Source organism: Clostridium tertium (genome assembly GCF_017873245.1).
Taxonomy (GTDB): domain Bacteria; phylum Bacillota; class Clostridia; order Clostridiales; family Clostridiaceae; genus Clostridium; species Clostridium tertium.
This window is the reverse complement of record NZ_JAGGJY010000014.1, coordinates 22,383-39,621: the sequence shown is the minus strand read 5'-3', so window position 1 is coordinate 39,621 and position 17,239 is coordinate 22,383. Positions and strand designations below refer to the sequence as shown.

Here is a 17,239-nt window from a genome sequence, read left to right as displayed (position 1 = left end):
TGAAATTTATTTCTTTTTGCATTATACTGTTATTATAATTACTTTTCTCATTTAAAATTGCTTATAGGCATGACAATTTTGCTATTTTTATTTAAAGGAGATATTATGGATAATAAAAGTTATTTACAACTTAAGGAACAAGTTAACCATGGAAATATGCAATTACCACTAGAAGTCTATAATGTGGAATTTAGGAATTCAGCCGATTTCTATTCACACTGGCATGATGAAATGGAGTTTATATACATACTTAATGGTTCTGCAGAAATTTGCATAGATTTTAAAATATTTAGCGTAACTACTGGAGATTTCATTATTATTCCTAACGGATCTATTCATTATATGATAGGCAAAGAAAATACTAAGATATCTTATGTAGCTCTTGTATTTAATCTCTCTTTAATAGAAGGAAATACTTTAGATTATTCTCAAATTAACTTTGTAAATCCCATAATGAAAAACAAATTATTTTTTAAGAATATCATAAGAACTTCAAATGTTGGACATTCTAAAATAGTTAATTCTTTTAATAATATAATAGAAAGCTACAATAATAAATCTTATGGCTTTCAATTAGAAATTAAAGGATCTTTATTTTCAATTTTTTCTACTATCTTTAAAGAAGGTTATATTAGCCTAAATTTAAATTCAGAAAACTATAGTGATTTAATCAAAGTTGAAAAATTAAAAGAAGTTATTAAATATATTCAAACCAATTATAAAAATCCTATCTCAATTAAAAAATTAGCAGATATAGCTCAGTATAGTGAATACCATTTTTTAAGATTCTTCAAAGCTCAAACAGGTAAAACTTGTACTCAATATATTAATTATTTTAGAATTCAAAAAGCAACTTTGCTTTTATTTGATACAAATTTATCTATAACAGAAATTGCTTATGAAGTTGGATTTGGTGATGTTTCATATTTTATTAAAACCTTTAAAAAGTTTTTATCAATATCTCCAACTAAATATAGAAAATCAAATTTATAAATTGTGAATCAATTTATCTTTAATGAAATAATGAAAAAATTAAGGTAAAAAATCCTTACGGATTTTTAAATAAATAGTGCTTTGCACAATTAAATTTAAGTTTTGCAGAGCAAAACCTCCTTAATTCTTTCATTTCTTAATTCTTTCATTTTTTAACTATTTTGCTTCGCAAAATAACTTATAGCTAAACTTTAAAGACAGCCTTACTTCCCTTATTTGTTGAGCTTACTTCAAGCTTAGTTTCTATTCTATCTTTTAGTTCTTGAACGTGGGAAATTACACCAACCACTCTTCCATCGTCTTGTAGGTCTATTAAGCATTCTATAGCTGAATCAAGGGATTCTGGATCTAGGGTTCCGAAGCCTTCATCTATAAACATAGTATCTAGTTGTATGCCACCTGAATAACTTTGAACTACATCTGCAAGTCCTAATGCCATAGATAATGATGCTTTAAAGCATTCTCCTCCTGATAATGTTTTTACATCTCTAGATTTACCTGTATAGTTATCAAACACTTCTAAATCTAATCCTTGCCCTTTTCTTTTATCTCCTAATTCTTCTTTTCTTAAAAGCTCAAATCTATTACAAGTCATTTGTGAGAATCTAATATTTGCAGCTTCAATTATATCTTCAAAATATGCTGCTAAAACATATCTCTCAAAACTTATTTTTCTTGGATTATCCCCATTTATTACTTTTGCTAATTTACCTACGGTCTTATATTTTTCTTCATCTGCCTCTATTAATTTACTATAATTAATGCATTCTCCAACAATTCTTTTATTTTGGCTTATTCTTAAGTAAATTTCTTTTTCAGCTTTCTCTAAATTAATCTTTTCATTACTTTTAACTTTTAAAGCTTCTTCTATATTTCTCACATCAATTTTATTTAAATCCTTACACTCTTCTAAAGATAAATTATAAACTCTTTCTGCATTAGATAAATCTATATTAAACTTATTTATATCTCTTTCTAACTCATCAATTTCTACTTGTGTCATTCTCGTTGAAGAATAGTCATTGTAATTTTCAAATCCTAATTCTAGAACTTTTTCTTTAAACAGCTTTAAAGCATCATCTAGCTCTAACTTTGCATTTTCAGTTACTTTCTCTAGGGAACTCTTATTACCATTTTCTTTATCATAAATAGTTTTTATATTATTAAAGTTTTTTTCCGCCTTTAGATAATCTTCTTTTAACTTTTCAAGAGTACACTTTACTTTTAATTGTTCTTCTTCTAAATCCTTAACGCTTCTTATAGTTCCTTTGAATTCATCAACTATATTTTGTAGATTAGTTTCTTGAGTTTTTAATTCTCCCTCTTTTGCTAATAGTTCTTTATTTTTATTTTCTAGATCGATCCTTAATTCCTCAGTATATTTTTCTACTTCTTCCTTTTGCTTTAATTTAGTTAATTCTAGTGATACTACCTTTTCAATTTCTTTTTTTCTACTAATTACTTTATCTAACTGACTGTAATTATATTTTAGTTCAAATTTAACCTTTTCTATAGATATCTCAATATCATCATTAAACTCTTCTTTATTAAAAACTTCTATAAATATAGGTTTTATTGTTTCTTCTTTAAGTGAACTTATTTCTGCTTGTATTTTAGTAAGCTCCCTATAATAAGATTCTCTTTTTTCATAAAACTTGTCAGCTAATGCTTTTGATTCCTTTACAGCAGCTTCATTTATATTACCTGATTCAATAGTTGCAAGCTTTGGATGATGAATAGATCCACAAACAGGGCAATTTTTTCCTTCTATTAGCCCTTTAGCTAATATTCCTGCTTGATTTCTTCTAAAAGCATCTTCTAGCTTCTCATAATTTTTTTTCTTATCATTATATTCTTTATCTGCATTTTCATAAAATGCTGTTCCCTTTACATGTCTTTGACTTTCTAATTTACATTTTTCTAAAGCACTTAAAAGCTTATTGAGTTTTTCTTGTTTAGATGTATAATTTATTTCTTTTATATCTAAATTACTTTTTTCCTCTTTTAGCTTATTTATATTTTCTAGCTCTTCTGATAATAATTTTAATAAGTCATTCTTCTTATTTCTATCTATATCGATTTGCTTTATTCTTTCGATAATATATTGAGATTCTTTCATTAGCTTATCAAGCTTTTCCTTATTACTTTGATAAATTGAAGCTTTTTCTTTTAACTTCTCAATTTCATCAATCTTTTTTCGTAAATCGTTTTTTAAATCTTCCTTTTCATTTTCTATTTTTAGTTTTCTTTCTGCATCATCAAATTCTTTTTTATATTTATTTAAATTTTCTATACTTTTTCTTAAACTTTCTTCTGCTTTCAGTAAGGATAATTTTTTCTCTTTATATTTATCTTCAAAGCCTAGAACTGTTACAGCTTTTTTTCCACTTTCTAATTTAATACTTTTTACTTCATATTCATGCTTTAATAAATTTAATTTATCTAAATCGCATTTGTACTTTTCTAGATTATCTATCTTTTTGTTTATATCATTTGCTAAAACTAACTCTTTTGAAATATTATTAATTTCTATATTAATATCTTTTAACTTTTCTTTGATTATATTTTCTTCTGCATCATCTTTATCTATAGCATCTTTAAATTTTGAAAGTATTAATTCTATGTTCAAATCCTTAGCATTTACAATTCTTCTTAATTCGTCATCATCCTCTTTGCATGCAAATGCCTTAATTCTATTTTCTCTATCTCTTTGTATTTGTTCTATAGACTTTTTAAGATTATTGGCCTCTAATTTTATGTTTTGTTGTATATCTGCAAAAACCTTAGTTCCAAAAATCTTTCTAAAAATTTCTTCTTTCTTGTCGCTATCTGAATTTAATAATTTTTTAAATTCACCTTGTGGAATCATAACTAATTGTTTAAATTGCTCGCATGTAATTCCTAGTATTTCTTCAACTAATCTAGTAACTTCTTTCGGTCCTGATACTGTTTTATCTCCAATTTTTATTTCAGCAGAAGGCTTACTTTCTGTAAATCCATCACCTCTTTGTTTAGCTCTAAAATATTGTGGTGACCTCTTTATATAATACTCTTTATTTCTAAGTGAAAACCAAAGTTCTACTTCTGTTGGAGTTGATTTATCGACAAAGTCACTTCTTAAATTTTTCCCATCTCTTTCACTACCACTTGCTTCTCCATATAAAGCAAAATTTATAGCATCAAAAATTGTAGTTTTTCCTGCTCCAGTATTTCCTGTTATAACAAACATATTTTTCCCATCAAGACTTGATTCAAAATCTAACTCTTGTCTTTCAGCATATGGTCCAAAACCTGTTATTATAAGTTTTCTTATCTTCACCTTACTCTCCCCCCTTTTCTGATGCTTCTATTATTTTTTCTATAACATTTATCTCTTCTTCGCTACAACCTTCACCCATTATATCTTCATAAAAATTCTTAAATAAAGTTATTTTAGATTTTTCTTTTATATTAGTTGCTACATTTCTACTACTATTTCTTGAAACTCTTTCCTCTCTAGTAAGTTCCATAACATTTGGATATATACTTCTAAGCTTTGCCATAGGATCTAAAAGCTCACCCTTATCTTTTAGTATCACTTTAATGTAATCATCATAATTTTCAGACGAATTATCAAATCCTTTAATAATTTCATCTAATGTACCAGTCTTGATTCTAAAATCTCTTCTTGGCTTTAAATCGTAAATTTCTATATCTACATCTCCATTTTCATCTATGTCTACAATAGTGATTCCTTTTTTTTGCTTTACTTCTGAAAATGAATATTTCATTAGGGAGCCTGAATACCTTATTCTATCACTTCCAACTTTTTGTGGTCCATGCAAATGTCCAAGTGCTGTATAATTAAACTTTTCAAAGTGTTTGGAATTTATATATTCTGTTCCACCTATTGAAAGAGGTTTTTCTGAGTCACTCTCCTCTAAAGCTTCAAAATTATCTTCCTTCATTTGAGTTACATACCCATGAGCTACTGCAATATTTCTTTCATCTTCATTAAAATCATTTAGAATTTCAGAAATTATTTTTTGCATAGCCAAATCGTGAGTTTTTATATTTTCATCTTCAAACAAATCTCTAACAACTGGTACATCTACATATGGTATTGGATAAAAATTAACCTTTCCATATTCATCTTCTAGGACTATTTTATCTATTTTTCTTTTTAAATTTCCAACTATGTATAAACCACTATCACATAATAATGAGCTTGCAAATTCAACTCTTTCATTACTGTCATGATTTCCTGCTAATGCTATTACTTTAGTATTTAAATCCTTAACTATTTTTTTCATAGTTTTATTTAACAATTCAACAGCATGAACTGGTGGAACTGATCTATCATATAAATCTCCAGCAATAACAACTACATCCGGTTTCTCCTTTTTAATTGCTTCATAAATTTTCTCTATTATAAATTCTTGATCTTCTGTCATATAAAATCCATTAACAAGTTTTCCTATATGCCAATCTCCCATATGAAAAATCTTCATAAAATCACCTCAAAATACTTTACTTAATATATGCTAATTATATCATAGTAAAGTAAATTCATATTTATTCATATAAAAAAAGAGAAGTAATTTTTTTGTAATTACTCCTCTTTTAACTTCATTTAAAAACTATTTATTAAGAAATTTTATTAGATCTTCCGATATAGCCTTTGCATCTTCATATCCCTTATTATAAATAGCCTCTAACTTATTTTTATCTTTTTCAAATCTACTAACATCTAATGGACTACTTGGTCTTATAACAAAACATTTTCCCTCTTCTTCTAACTTATCTAATTGCTCTAATGTTTCATTATATATTTTATATCTATTTTCCATAGCATTAATAAGTCCTGGATGCTTTTTATACTTTCTTTTTATTATTGGCATTATTTTTGTTTTACTCTTTCTATAGCCCTTATGTTGAGTTAAAACAACAATATGCTTTTCTATCCCATCATCTATAGCTTTTTGTATTGGTATTGGTGCAGCTATTCCACCATCCATTAATTTTTTATTGTCAAAATCAACTATCTTTGCAACTAATGGTAATGAAATAGAAGCTTTTAATGCATCATATCCGTAACCATCGTTAAAATCCTTAATATTATAAAATTCAGCTTTACCATTTTCACAATTTGTTGCTCCAACGATAAATTTAACGCCTGAACTTTCAAATCTTTTATGATCAAAAGGCTCTAATTCATTTGGTATAATATTAAAAAGCATATCCATTCCAAAAGCTGAACCAGTTTTAATTAAATTACTAACACTTAAATATCTTTTATCATTTATATAATTAAGATTTACTCTATAATTTCTTTTATGTTGTTTTGAAATATATGAAACACAATTGCAGGCTCCCGCTGATACTCCCACACAATATTTTATATCTATATCTTTATCTAATAATAAATCTAGCACACCTGCAGTATAAACCCCTCTCATTCCTCCACCTTCTAGAATAAGTGATGTACTTTCCATGTCAATTCCTCCAAATCATATAATTATATCGTAATATTTCCATTAATTTAAAATTATATCACTTTATATAAAATAAAAAAATATAAACTTAATTAATAATGTGAATTTGAATTGATTATAATTCTTCATAATAAAAAAAAGCCTGTTAATATCTCAACAGACTTTTTATAAGTAATATTCTAAATATTTTATGCAGCTTCACTTGAAAATACATCGTATATGTTTTTTCTTCTTGCTTTAGCTAAAGAATTTGCTAAAGCATATGATATTGCCCCATCAACAAAGTGATGAAGAATAGTACCTATTGTTACTACTACTATAAATTGATAAACTGAAAAACCAAATGGTATCACTATAAGACCTTCTAGAATTCCATGAATAGGAGATGTTATAGCAATTGCTTTCTTAAAGTTCTTATCCTTATTTATTATTAATGCTCCGACAAATCCAACTATTATATGCATAGATGCTCTAGCTGCAACTACTAATGGAGTTGTTATAAAAAAACCAAGTGCTGATCCTACTCCAACAAATATTGCTACCCCAGGTGATATCAGCATTGCTAAAAACATAGGTACATGTGATGCTAAAGTTGCTGTGAAAGGTCCTATTGTTATTTTTAAAAATCCGAATTGAGTTGGAATTATAATTGCAATTGCAGTCAAAACAGCTGCAAAAACCATTTTTCTTATTTTTTCTCTACTTTCCATATAAAATCCCCCTTGATTACTAATGTATATACACTAGTATAGTATTAATATATCTACTTGTAAATATTTTTTTTATAAATAAAAGCTCATTAAATAAATTAATGAGCTTTTTTGTTTATTTTTTTATATTTTTTAATAGACTTCTTTCCAGTATCAATACTTATATTGACTGGATAAAATAATCCATCATAAACTTTATTAATCTTTTTTCTAGATAAAATAAAGATTATAATAAACGGACTTATCAAAATTAAAATATTTTGCAATAACCCAATATTCCATTTTGGTATAAAGAAATATACTAACATTACCAAATAAATATGAAAAACATATATATTCATAGTTGCCTTTCCTATTTTAGAAAAGAATTGTTCTTTCCTTGGAACTAAATTTATAACACAAATACTAAATATTATTGCTCCAAAATAAAGGAAAATTCTAAATATAGTCCCCTCAAATAATGAAACTTCTAAAGCATTGTATGAATATGAGTTATATAAGAACTTATAGTTAAACAAATCATTTTTAACTATATAAATTGCTACTAATAGAAATACTAGTATCCCTGTAATTGCGTACTCACTTTTGAAAGATTTAATTTTCTCTAAGTGCTCTTCTGTTGTATAATATCCAAGTAAGAAAAAAGGTAAAAATACAATGGTTCTAGAAATTGATAAAATACTTCCTATACTAGGTATTAATCCAACTAAAACTCCTGCTATAAAGCTAAGTAATAAAATATGTTTAAACTTTATTAAATATTTTAATGTTATTCTCCAAAAAAATAAACTTAACAAGTACCATAAAGTCCATCCTGGATAAAGTACAGAAAACATTGCTCTTCTTGTACCAATATATACAGCAGTGTACCAAATCATATTGAATATTATATAAGGTATCAATAAATTTCTAATTGCCTTTCTTTTCATTCTATAAAAATTCTTTGATAAATATCCTGAAATAAAAATAAAAAGAGGCATATGAAAAATATATATGAAAATATATAAAGTCATCAATATACTATTATCATTTATATAGTACTCAATTACATGACCAAAAACTACAAAGAATATTAATATAACTTTTAAATTATCTAATAAATAATATCTTTTTTTTAATTTTTCCATATATCTTCTATAAAATCTAAAATTATTTTAGATTCCTTTTCTCCTTTATTTATTACTAGTGATATTATATCAGAATGATACTTTCCATCTAAAATTATTAATTTAGCATTTCCATTTAAACTATTTATCTTATCTACAAAGCTAATAGAATTTTCTAAGTTGATTAGAGGATCCTTATTTCCATGTAGACATAGAGTAGGAATATTATTGCTTTCTTTTAACAAATTTATAGGATTCATTTCTTTAAAAGAACTATCCTTACCAATATAATTTTCAATTAATGTTATAGAATGTTTAGAAGTACATTTTTCAAAATCCAACACACCAGCTAATGTAATTAATCCTTTAAAAATATCATTATTTATACCAAATTCTTTTTGTTTCTTTACATTGAAAACTATATTAGCTGCAAGCTCTCCACCTGCTGAAAATCCTATAACTATAATTTCCTTATTTTTAATATCATTTTCTTTTGATAAATAGTCTTTTAAAACCATAAAAACATCATCTATTTGAGTTGGATGTTTATATAAAGGTGCAAGCCTATATGCTGGAAGAACTACACTATATCCTAAGTCGTTAAAAAACTTTCCAATACAACTTGATGTCTTAGGACTTCCATGCCACCATCCGCCTCCATGAATAAAAAATATTATAGGTTTATTTTTATCACCTTTATAAGTCCTATAATACTGTTTTATATTTTCCCCATATTTAAAATTTTCAAAATTATTTCTTCTACTTCGTATATTTTCATATAAAACCTTATACATTATAGGTATCATTGCAACCTTTTCTTCTATTCTATTATTTATCATACTACCTCCCCTAAAATTAAAAATGCAAACTTAATTTATATGGCTAGATTATTATTTTACAATACTTCACTATTTATAAAAACATTTATTTCCTATAAACCAACTTCACTACATATGGATATTAAATATACTTAACTAATAATACATAAAATATATTATAAAATTTTCTATATATTGCATAGTATATTTTTTCTTTTAATATATTTATTAATGTATTAGTTACAGTAAATATTTAACTAAACTATAAGTACTTAGATAGTTTATAAATAAAGTTAATAGTTTAGTAACTGATATAAAAATTAAATAATCTATACTTTCAATTTGCCATTTTCTTGCAAGTGTACTAGCTAATCTATGTACTACTAATTTTGATTATATGGATTATTTATTGAAACATATCGTTTAAAATACTAATAACTTTGTGAGGTACTTTTATGTTAAGCAATCAATCTTTTATTCCATTATTACTTTCTTTAATGGCTGGTCTATCTACAGTAATTGGGGCTTTTATTGTGTTTTTTTCTAAGTCTCAAAATAAAAAACTTATAACATTTGCACTAGCTTTTTCTGCAGGTGTAATGATAACAGTATCCTTTACTGATTTATTTGTCTCTGCTGAAGAAACACTCAGCAAGTATAATGGCAAATTAAATGGAGTTCTTTTATCAATTTTATTTTTGCTATCGGGTGCATTTGTAGCATTATTAATAGATAAGTTTATTCCAGATGAACCTAAAGCTAATCCATCAGAACCATCAGGTAAACTTTATAGAGTTGGATTTGTATCAATGATAGCTTTAATGATACATAACTTTCCAGAAGGTATTGCTACTTTTGTGTCTGGATATGAAAATACTACACTTGGAATATCTATAGCTTTAGCAATAGCTCTTCATAACATTCCAGAAGGTATTTCGGTAGCTATGCCTATATATTACTCCACCCAAAGCAAATATCAAGCATTTAAATATACACTTTTTTCTGGCCTTGCTGAACCAGTTGGAGCTTTATTAGCCTTCTTATTTTTAAGACCTTATATAAATGAAATAATACTTGCTATAATATTTGCTATGGTTTCAGGAATAATGCTTTATATTTCTTTTGCTGAGCTTATACCAGCATCAAGACAATATAGGTATCATAAGATTTATTTATTTTCAATTTTTTTAGGAATATGTATAATTCCATTAAGCCATATTTATGTTCATTAAAAAATGACTGTATCTTGAAAGATACAGTCATTTTTTAATCCCTTCCGTCTTCAACCATAATATATCCAATTTGTGGTTGCCTATTTAATAGGCCTATTATATATATGGTATAATACCTTCCATTTTGTAATCTCCTTTCATTTATATACTTTTCTAATCCAGCTATAGCTGAAAAAGTAACCTTTAAGTTATAAATTCCTGGAGATAAAGGTAAATATCCGGTAGTTTCCAAATACTCGACATTATCAAATAAAACTATATTATTGGGCAATGATAAAGACATTAAAGGAGCATTAGATGATAAATTAATAAATCTCAAAAAAGAGAGTGTCATATTACCTTTTACATTAACATCATTCAAGACTAATATACTAATTCCACCACCGCTAGTTACTATATTAACTGTCAAACTAGTATCAGGTAAAATATCTATATTTCTTGTAAATAATGGGGTATCATAGGTTCCTGTTATATATAACTGAAGTTCATGAGTTCCTGGTGCTACACTTTCATAGCATGATATATTAGAAAATGGTGAATCTTTTACAAATAAACTCCCATCTAAATAAATGTCTACAGCAGGTGATGAAGGAATTGCATGTAAGAATCTTATTTTACTTTGTAAGTTAGGTAAGTTCTGACGGAATAACATATTTTTCACCTCACTCTTTATTAGAATGCTCTAAGGTTATTTTTATTATCTTTTTAACTAATAAACTTATTATTGGATATGGAATTCTATAAGCCTTTAAAGTTGATATTATAGCTACATGATTTTCTTCTATTTTCTTAAAAATACTGTCTATTTCTTTACTCTTATCATCCCTATATATGCTATCATATTCGCTTCCTAAATCTAACTCTCTTAATATTTCCATATGAGGAGGATCTTCTATCTCTTTATCAGATCTTATAACTCCACTTTTTTCATAAGTTTTCATATAATCATTTAACTTCTCAAATGAATTATATGAGTTATCAAATTTAGGATTTGATGCAGTTGAAGTTCCTGTTTGGCTACTGGTATTATTCATATTAAAACCTTCAGGTATTGTATAGTTTGGTCCCATATTTAAAGGATTCATATTTTGAATATTAGTTGATACATAATTAGGCTCAGAATCGTTATAATTTATATCCATGTTATTTGGAAATGCAGTAGTATTTCCTCCACTTATATCACCTGTAAATGTATTATTACTATTCCCATTAGTTTCTCCTATAAATTGATTATTTGGGTTTAAATTAAAATTGCTAAAATTGCTAAATGGAATATATTGTTGCTCTAAACTGCCTTGATAACCTTCTTCAAACATATTATTTATATTATCATTTGTTCCTGTATTAATATTCCACATGTTATCCATTCCTGTTATTCCAACATTCATATTTTCCATAGTAGCATTTATTCCTGTAAATCCATCCCCCATATTCCACATACTATTCATTCCTGTTATTCCAGAATTCATATTCCACATGCTATTCATTCCTGTTATTCCAGAATTCATATTCCACATGTTGCTATTCATTCCTGTATCTCCAGTATTCATATTTCCCATGTTATTATTCATTCCCGCTGCCCCAGTATTCATATTTCCCATGTTATTATTCATTCCTGCTGCCCCAGTATTCATATTTCCCATGTTATTATTCATTCCTGCTGCCCCAGTATTCATATTTCCCATGTTATTATTCATTCCTGTAACTCCAGTATTCATGTTTCCCATGTTATTATTCATTCCTGCTGCCCCAGTATTCATATTTCCCATGTTATTATTCATTCCTGTAGCTGCAGTATTCATATTTCCTGTAATACCACCACTTTCCATATTACCATTACCTAAAGTAGCACCATTACAGTTTTTTTCCTTATTATATGAATATAAATCTTCTGCTTGCGTTTCTGATGGATATTCTAAATCAAAATTATTACCAAAGCTAGTACCACTTTGATTATTCATTCCACTAATATTGCTATTACTTAACATATTACTTGGTAAAAATCCACCACCTTGAGAGAAGCCTTGATTATAGTTATTACCTGAAATATTACCTGTCATGTTACCCGTCATATTGCCTTGCATGTTACCTGGTATATTGCTTGACAAATTACCTGCTTCGTAAGTATTAAAGTAATTTTCGTCTGTATAACTATAATTAACATTTGGTACATAATCTATTGTTTTTAAAAAGTTTTCATCTAACATTTCACCATCTGCTGAGTTAGAAAATCCTAATATAAAATTATTAGTCATATGATTTATATTTGGTGAATTCATGTTTACAATTGGAAACCAGTTAGAATCTTTCTCTGAAAAAGGCTCTTTTATATTTAAAGGAATAAATTTTAAATCATCATCTTCATCCTCTTCTCGATGTCTATTTAAATTATTATAATACATATATTTCCTCCAAAAAATATTTCATTATATTTATATGTTATATATTTATATATGTTTCCTGATATCACATTAGAACCCTCTACTTTTTACTTTAATAGCACACTACGTCAAGTAAGTGAATAGAATATATGGGAGGTAATGCTATGAGTAATTCAACAAATAATTCTTTAAGAGATTTATTTATAGGTCTTAATAAAAGAGTTCCTATATTAGATGATAATAAAATAATACCAATAAATTTTGATAATGCTGCAACAACACCAGTTTTTAATAGTGTTATAAATAAAATTACAGAAGCATGCGAATTATATGGATCAATTGGCCGTGGCCTTGGACAAAAGTCAGAATACTCAACTAAACAATATTGTAACTGCAGGGATTATATATTAGATTTTTTTAATGCTTCCAAAGACAAATATACTGTTATATTTGTAAATAACACTACTGAGGGAATTAATCGACTATCTAATATATTGATAGAAAATAAAAATGATATAATCATCACTACAAGAATGGAACATCATTCTAATGACCTCCCTTGGAGAGGAAAATGTAATTTAAAATATATTGAAGTAGATGAAAATGGCAGACTAAAGCTAGATGAGTTACAATACTTACTAGACAAATATAGTGGATTAGTTAAATATGTTACAATTACTGCTGCTTCAAATGTAACTGGATATATGAATGATTTATCTTATATTTCTAAACTTGTTCATAGTTATAACGCCAAACTAATAGTAGATGGTGCTCAAATAGTGGCTCATAAAAAAATTGATATAAATGCTGATTCAATAGATTTTTTAGTTTTTTCTGCTCATAAAATGTATGCTCCATTTGGAAGTGGTGCTATTGTTGGACTAAAAGAAGACTTTGAAAGACTATATCCCGATTTTAAAGGAGGAGGAACTGTAGAAGCTGTGTTAGATAACTCGGAAGTTCTATTACCTCCACCTGAAAAAGATGAGGCTGGTAGTCCTAATTTTTTTGGTGCTATTGCATTAGTTCAAGCAATGAAAGAATTAAAAAATATAGGATTTGATACCATTGAAGAAAACGAAAAAATACTATTAAAGAGAACACTAGATGGCTTAAACTGCATTAATGGAGTTATCACCTATGGTGATAATAAAAATATATCAGATAGATTAGGTATAGTAGTTTTTAATATAGATGGAATGTATAATGCTGAGGTAGCTAGATTACTAGCAAATCTTAGAGCAATAGCTGTAAGGCAAGGTGCTTTTTGTGCCCATCCTTATGTAAAAAGATTATTAGGATTAACGGATTTGGAAGCAGGTAGACATTTAGTAGATTCAACTTGCAAAATGCCTGGTATGGTAAGAGCAAGCTTTGGACTATATAACTCAATAAAAGAAGTTGATATATTTTTAAATACTGTTGATTTAATATGTAAACTAAGAAATTAAATAATTTTATAATAAAAAGAGTTAAGTAAAAGTTGTGTAATTAAAATTTAAATTACACTGCCTCTCATAATGAGGCTTTTTACTTAACTTTTTATTATTTTCTATCTACTTGCAATTAAAAACTTAATCTTTATTCCTTGTTCACTAAACATATTTTCATGCTCTGTTCTAACATTTCCTACAAAATCGCTTTTATGTAAATCATATGTAATATATTCAATATTAAATCCCGCTTCTTTAAAATATTCTATAGATTCATCAAATAACTCATCATCATCTGTCTTAAAGTATATTTCTCCATCTTCTGCTAAGAAGTTTTTGTAGTTTTCTAACTGTCTAGTATGAGTAAGTCTTCTTTTTTTATGTCTTTCCTTTGGCCAAGGATTACAGAAATTTATGTATATTCTATCTACTACATCTTCTTCACTAAAAATATCATTAATTAAGGCAATTTCCTGAGCCATTAATTTCAAATTATTTATTTCTTTATTTTTATCTTCATACGCTTTTTCTATATTTCTTTTTGCTAACACTAATACTTCATCTTTGATATCAATAGCAATATAATTTATATCTTCATTTTCTGATCCATGAACAGCTATAAATGTTCCTTTTCCACATCCTAGTTCTAAGTATATAGGATTATCATTAACAAATGACTGTTTCCATTTTCCTTTATTTTCACTTGGATTAGTTATAAAAAAATTACATGCTTCTAATTCTGGTCTAGCCCATGGCTTTTTTCTTAATCTCATGTTCTTCACTCCATATATTATAATTCATAATCATTATACAGATTTTATATATCATATACAACATATAAATATCCTTCCTTCTAATTTAAAGATGTTGAATTGGCAGCCACTATTTATTAAAATGTCATTTATTTCATACCTTACTGAAATTATAAATCATGAAGCAATTTATTAGTGAAAAGTTAAGAGTGAGACATTTACAAATATGCTATAATTAACTAATAATTGCATTATAATACAGAATAAAGATAAATTATATAGAATAATAGATAGAGTTAACTTTAGAGGGGAGATATAGAATATATGAAAGTATTTGAAATTTATTTTAGTCCTACAGGTGGAACTAAGAAAGTAGCAGATTTAATAAGCAGACAATTTGATTACGAAAGAATAGAATTAGATTTGTCAAATGCAATAGAAGATTTCTCAAAATTTACCTTTAGTGAAAAAGATCTTTGTATTATAGCAGTTCCGTCTTTTGGTGGGCGTGTTCCAACGATAGCAATGTCTAATATTAAGAAGCTAAATGGAAATGATTCAAAAGTCATTTTAGTAGCAACATACGGTAATAGAGCATATGAAGATGTATTATTAGAATTGAAATATACATTAACAACATTAGGGTTTGTCTGCATTGCAGCAATTGCAGCAGTTACAGAGCATTCCATTATGCATCAATTTGCTACTGGTAGACCAGATTTACAAGACAAAGAAGAATTGATAAAATTTTCTGATGAGATTAAAGAAGTTTTAAAACAGGCAAAGGATACTAAAGATTTATATGTACCGGGGAATAATCCGTATAAGGAATATAATGTTATTCCTTTAGTTCCAGAAGTGATCGAAGAATGCGAGAAATGTGGGCTCTGTGCTATAAAGTGTCCAGTTAATGCTATTTCAAAAGAGAATCCAACGTTGGTAGAAAAAGAAAAATGTATTTCTTGCATGCGTTGTGTAGCTATTTGTCCAAGCAAATCTCGAAGTGTAAATAAAGAGTTACTATTGGTAACTTCAAAAAAATTAGAAAAGGCATGCTCTAAAAGAAAAATGAATGAAATTTTTTTATAAATATTAAACTCATTTTTATAAATTGCGAAGCAAAAAATGAAGGAATGAAAAGTGCTTGGCACCTATAGTTTAAGTTTTGAGTAGCAAAACAACTTTAATTCTTTCATTTTTTAATTCTTTCATTCTTTCATTAATAAATTGCTTCGTAATTTATTACTTAAGCAAATTAAATATAAACACAGAAAATTTGATATCTAATTTTATTTATGTTTATTAATCTCCATCAGTTTACAATAGAACCTTTAATTAATAAAAGGCTGTCATAGACAGCCCTTAAATCTGAAATATAAAATTAAAAATTATGCCACATCTCTTACTTTTTTGTAACTTTAATTTTTATTATGTTAGCTGATGCATATTTACCCACTTCATCTTTATATGAATCTAAATTTATCGCAGCTTTTTCTGAATCATCTTCTTTAAACTTTACTAATCCAATTAATGTAGCTTCCTCATCTAAGTTCTTCCCTACTTGATTTACTTCTGACTTTGAATCAAAATCTATGCTTTCTCCATAAGTTTTAGTTATCTTATATTCTGGATTCTTAGCATCTTTTGTATTTTCTTTATCTACTTCTGCAATAGAATATATAGACTTATCGGCTTCTCCGTCATTTGCTCTCGCTGCATTCATTATTATATGTATTATTGAGTCCTTTTCTATAGTTTCAGTTGTATATTTAGTTAACTCTTTTGTTTCAATTAACTCACCATTATTGTATTTTTCCATATATAAGTTCACATCATATTGAGAATCCTTTGGTAATACCATTGATGCTACAGTACTTTTGTCTTCACCATAATTTGCAGATTCTAATAATAATTCAACAACCCCTTGAACTTGCTGATTTACTATCTTAACATCACCTTCTGGCAATTTAGCTCCACCCGCTGTACATCCCGCTAAACTTGCTGTTATAACTACTGCTGCTACTATTACTGATAACTTTTTTATTTTCATCTGTTTTCCCTCACTTTTAATAATTATGATATGATAATTTAATTATATCATATGTAAATTTTCTAATATATATGTTTCACCTAATAATCAACATAATTAACAATAATATAATATTTAAATAATTAATAAATTTATTTATGTAAAACATAATACAAAAACAATGTATACAAATCATTGTTTTTCTAGTATATAAAATACTAACTTTAAATAAATACTATATATTAGCAAACATCTAATTATATCTACACCTTATTTCAACTTAAATATAAATTTTATAAAATGTCTTTTAG

At 26.8% G+C, this 17,239-nt stretch carries 14 protein-coding genes; 4 read left to right on the top strand and 10 right to left on the bottom strand.

The window, feature by feature from the left end; all coding sequences use genetic code 11:
• Positions 1-105: 105 nt before the first annotated feature.
• Positions 106-993, top strand: coding sequence for an AraC family transcriptional regulator (locus J2Z25_RS14455; protein WP_209741097.1), 888 nt, complete (start codon positions 106-108; stop codon positions 991-993).
• A 184-nt stretch (positions 994-1,177) separates the two neighbouring features.
• On the opposite strand, the gene J2Z25_RS18915 is transcribed toward J2Z25_RS14455, so the two are convergent.
• The 6 genes from J2Z25_RS18915 to J2Z25_RS14425 all read right to left on the bottom strand — a co-directional run bounded on the left by J2Z25_RS18915 (position 1,178) and on the right by J2Z25_RS14425 (position 9,122).
• Positions 1,178-4,312, bottom strand: coding sequence for an AAA family ATPase (locus J2Z25_RS18915; protein ID WP_209741096.1), 3,135 nt, complete (start codon positions 4,310-4,312; stop codon positions 1,178-1,180).
• A gap of 1 nt (position 4,313) precedes the next feature.
• Entirely contained in the window at positions 4,314-5,483 is a 1,170-nt protein-coding gene (locus tag J2Z25_RS14445) for an exonuclease SbcCD subunit D (protein WP_209741095.1), read from the bottom strand.
• Between the two features lie 129 nt (positions 5,484-5,612).
• Positions 5,613-6,467, bottom strand: a complete 855-nt coding sequence (locus tag J2Z25_RS14440; RefSeq protein WP_008677233.1) for a patatin-like phospholipase family protein — start codon at positions 6,465-6,467, stop codon at positions 5,613-5,615.
• 188 nt (positions 6,468-6,655) lie between these two features.
• The gene (locus J2Z25_RS14435) at positions 6,656-7,177 is read right to left on the bottom strand and encodes an ECF transporter S component (protein WP_008677231.1); all 522 of its coding nucleotides are present in this window, start codon (positions 7,175-7,177) and stop codon (positions 6,656-6,658) included.
• 98 nt (positions 7,178-7,275) lie between these two features.
• Positions 7,276-8,304, bottom strand: a complete 1,029-nt coding sequence (locus J2Z25_RS14430) for an acyltransferase family protein (protein ID WP_209741094.1) — start codon at positions 8,302-8,304, stop codon at positions 7,276-7,278.
• Positions 8,292-9,122, bottom strand: a complete 831-nt coding sequence (locus tag J2Z25_RS14425) for an alpha/beta hydrolase (RefSeq protein ID WP_209741093.1) — start codon at positions 9,120-9,122, stop codon at positions 8,292-8,294. Before J2Z25_RS14425 ends, J2Z25_RS14430 begins: the two co-directional genes overlap by 13 nt.
• Before the next feature lie 434 nt (positions 9,123-9,556).
• On the opposite strand from J2Z25_RS14425, the gene zupT reads away from it, so the two are divergent.
• Entirely contained in the window at positions 9,557-10,333 is a 777-nt protein-coding gene (gene zupT, locus J2Z25_RS14420) for a zinc transporter ZupT (RefSeq protein ID WP_008677226.1), read from the top strand.
• Between the two features lie 34 nt (positions 10,334-10,367).
• On the opposite strand, the gene J2Z25_RS14415 is transcribed toward zupT, so the two are convergent.
• Positions 10,368-10,985 (bottom strand): DUF4397 domain-containing protein, encoded by a 618-nt coding sequence (locus tag J2Z25_RS14415; protein WP_209741092.1) that lies wholly within the window; start codon positions 10,983-10,985, stop codon positions 10,368-10,370.
• 10 nt (positions 10,986-10,995) lie between these two features.
• Positions 10,996-12,735: a hypothetical protein gene (locus J2Z25_RS14410; RefSeq protein WP_209741091.1), complete on the bottom strand. Its 1,740-nt coding sequence runs from the start codon at positions 12,733-12,735 to the stop codon at positions 10,996-10,998.
• A 143-nt stretch (positions 12,736-12,878) separates the two neighbouring features.
• Here J2Z25_RS14410 and J2Z25_RS14405 point away from each other — a divergent pair, with 143 nt between their 5' ends.
• The gene (locus tag J2Z25_RS14405; protein ID WP_209741090.1) at positions 12,879-14,165 is read left to right on the top strand and encodes an aminotransferase class V-fold PLP-dependent enzyme; all 1,287 of its coding nucleotides are present in this window, start codon (positions 12,879-12,881) and stop codon (positions 14,163-14,165) included.
• Positions 14,166-14,266: 101 nt separating this feature from the next.
• Here J2Z25_RS14405 and trmB read toward each other — a convergent pair whose 3' ends face one another.
• Positions 14,267-14,920 carry a tRNA (guanosine(46)-N7)-methyltransferase TrmB gene (gene trmB / locus J2Z25_RS14400; protein WP_008677221.1) on the bottom strand — a complete coding sequence of 218 codons (654 nt, stop codon included), beginning with the start codon at positions 14,918-14,920 and terminating at the stop codon, positions 14,267-14,269.
• 303 nt (positions 14,921-15,223) lie between these two features.
• Here trmB and J2Z25_RS14395 point away from each other — a divergent pair, with 303 nt between their 5' ends.
• Positions 15,224-15,988 carry a 4Fe-4S binding protein gene (locus J2Z25_RS14395; protein WP_209741089.1) on the top strand — a complete coding sequence of 255 codons (765 nt, stop codon included), beginning with the start codon at positions 15,224-15,226 and terminating at the stop codon, positions 15,986-15,988.
• 313 nt (positions 15,989-16,301) lie between these two features.
• Here J2Z25_RS14395 and J2Z25_RS14390 read toward each other — a convergent pair whose 3' ends face one another.
• Positions 16,302-16,949: a hypothetical protein gene (locus tag J2Z25_RS14390; RefSeq protein ID WP_209741088.1), complete on the bottom strand. Its 648-nt coding sequence runs from the start codon at positions 16,947-16,949 to the stop codon at positions 16,302-16,304.
• Positions 16,950-17,239: the final 290 nt, after the last annotated feature.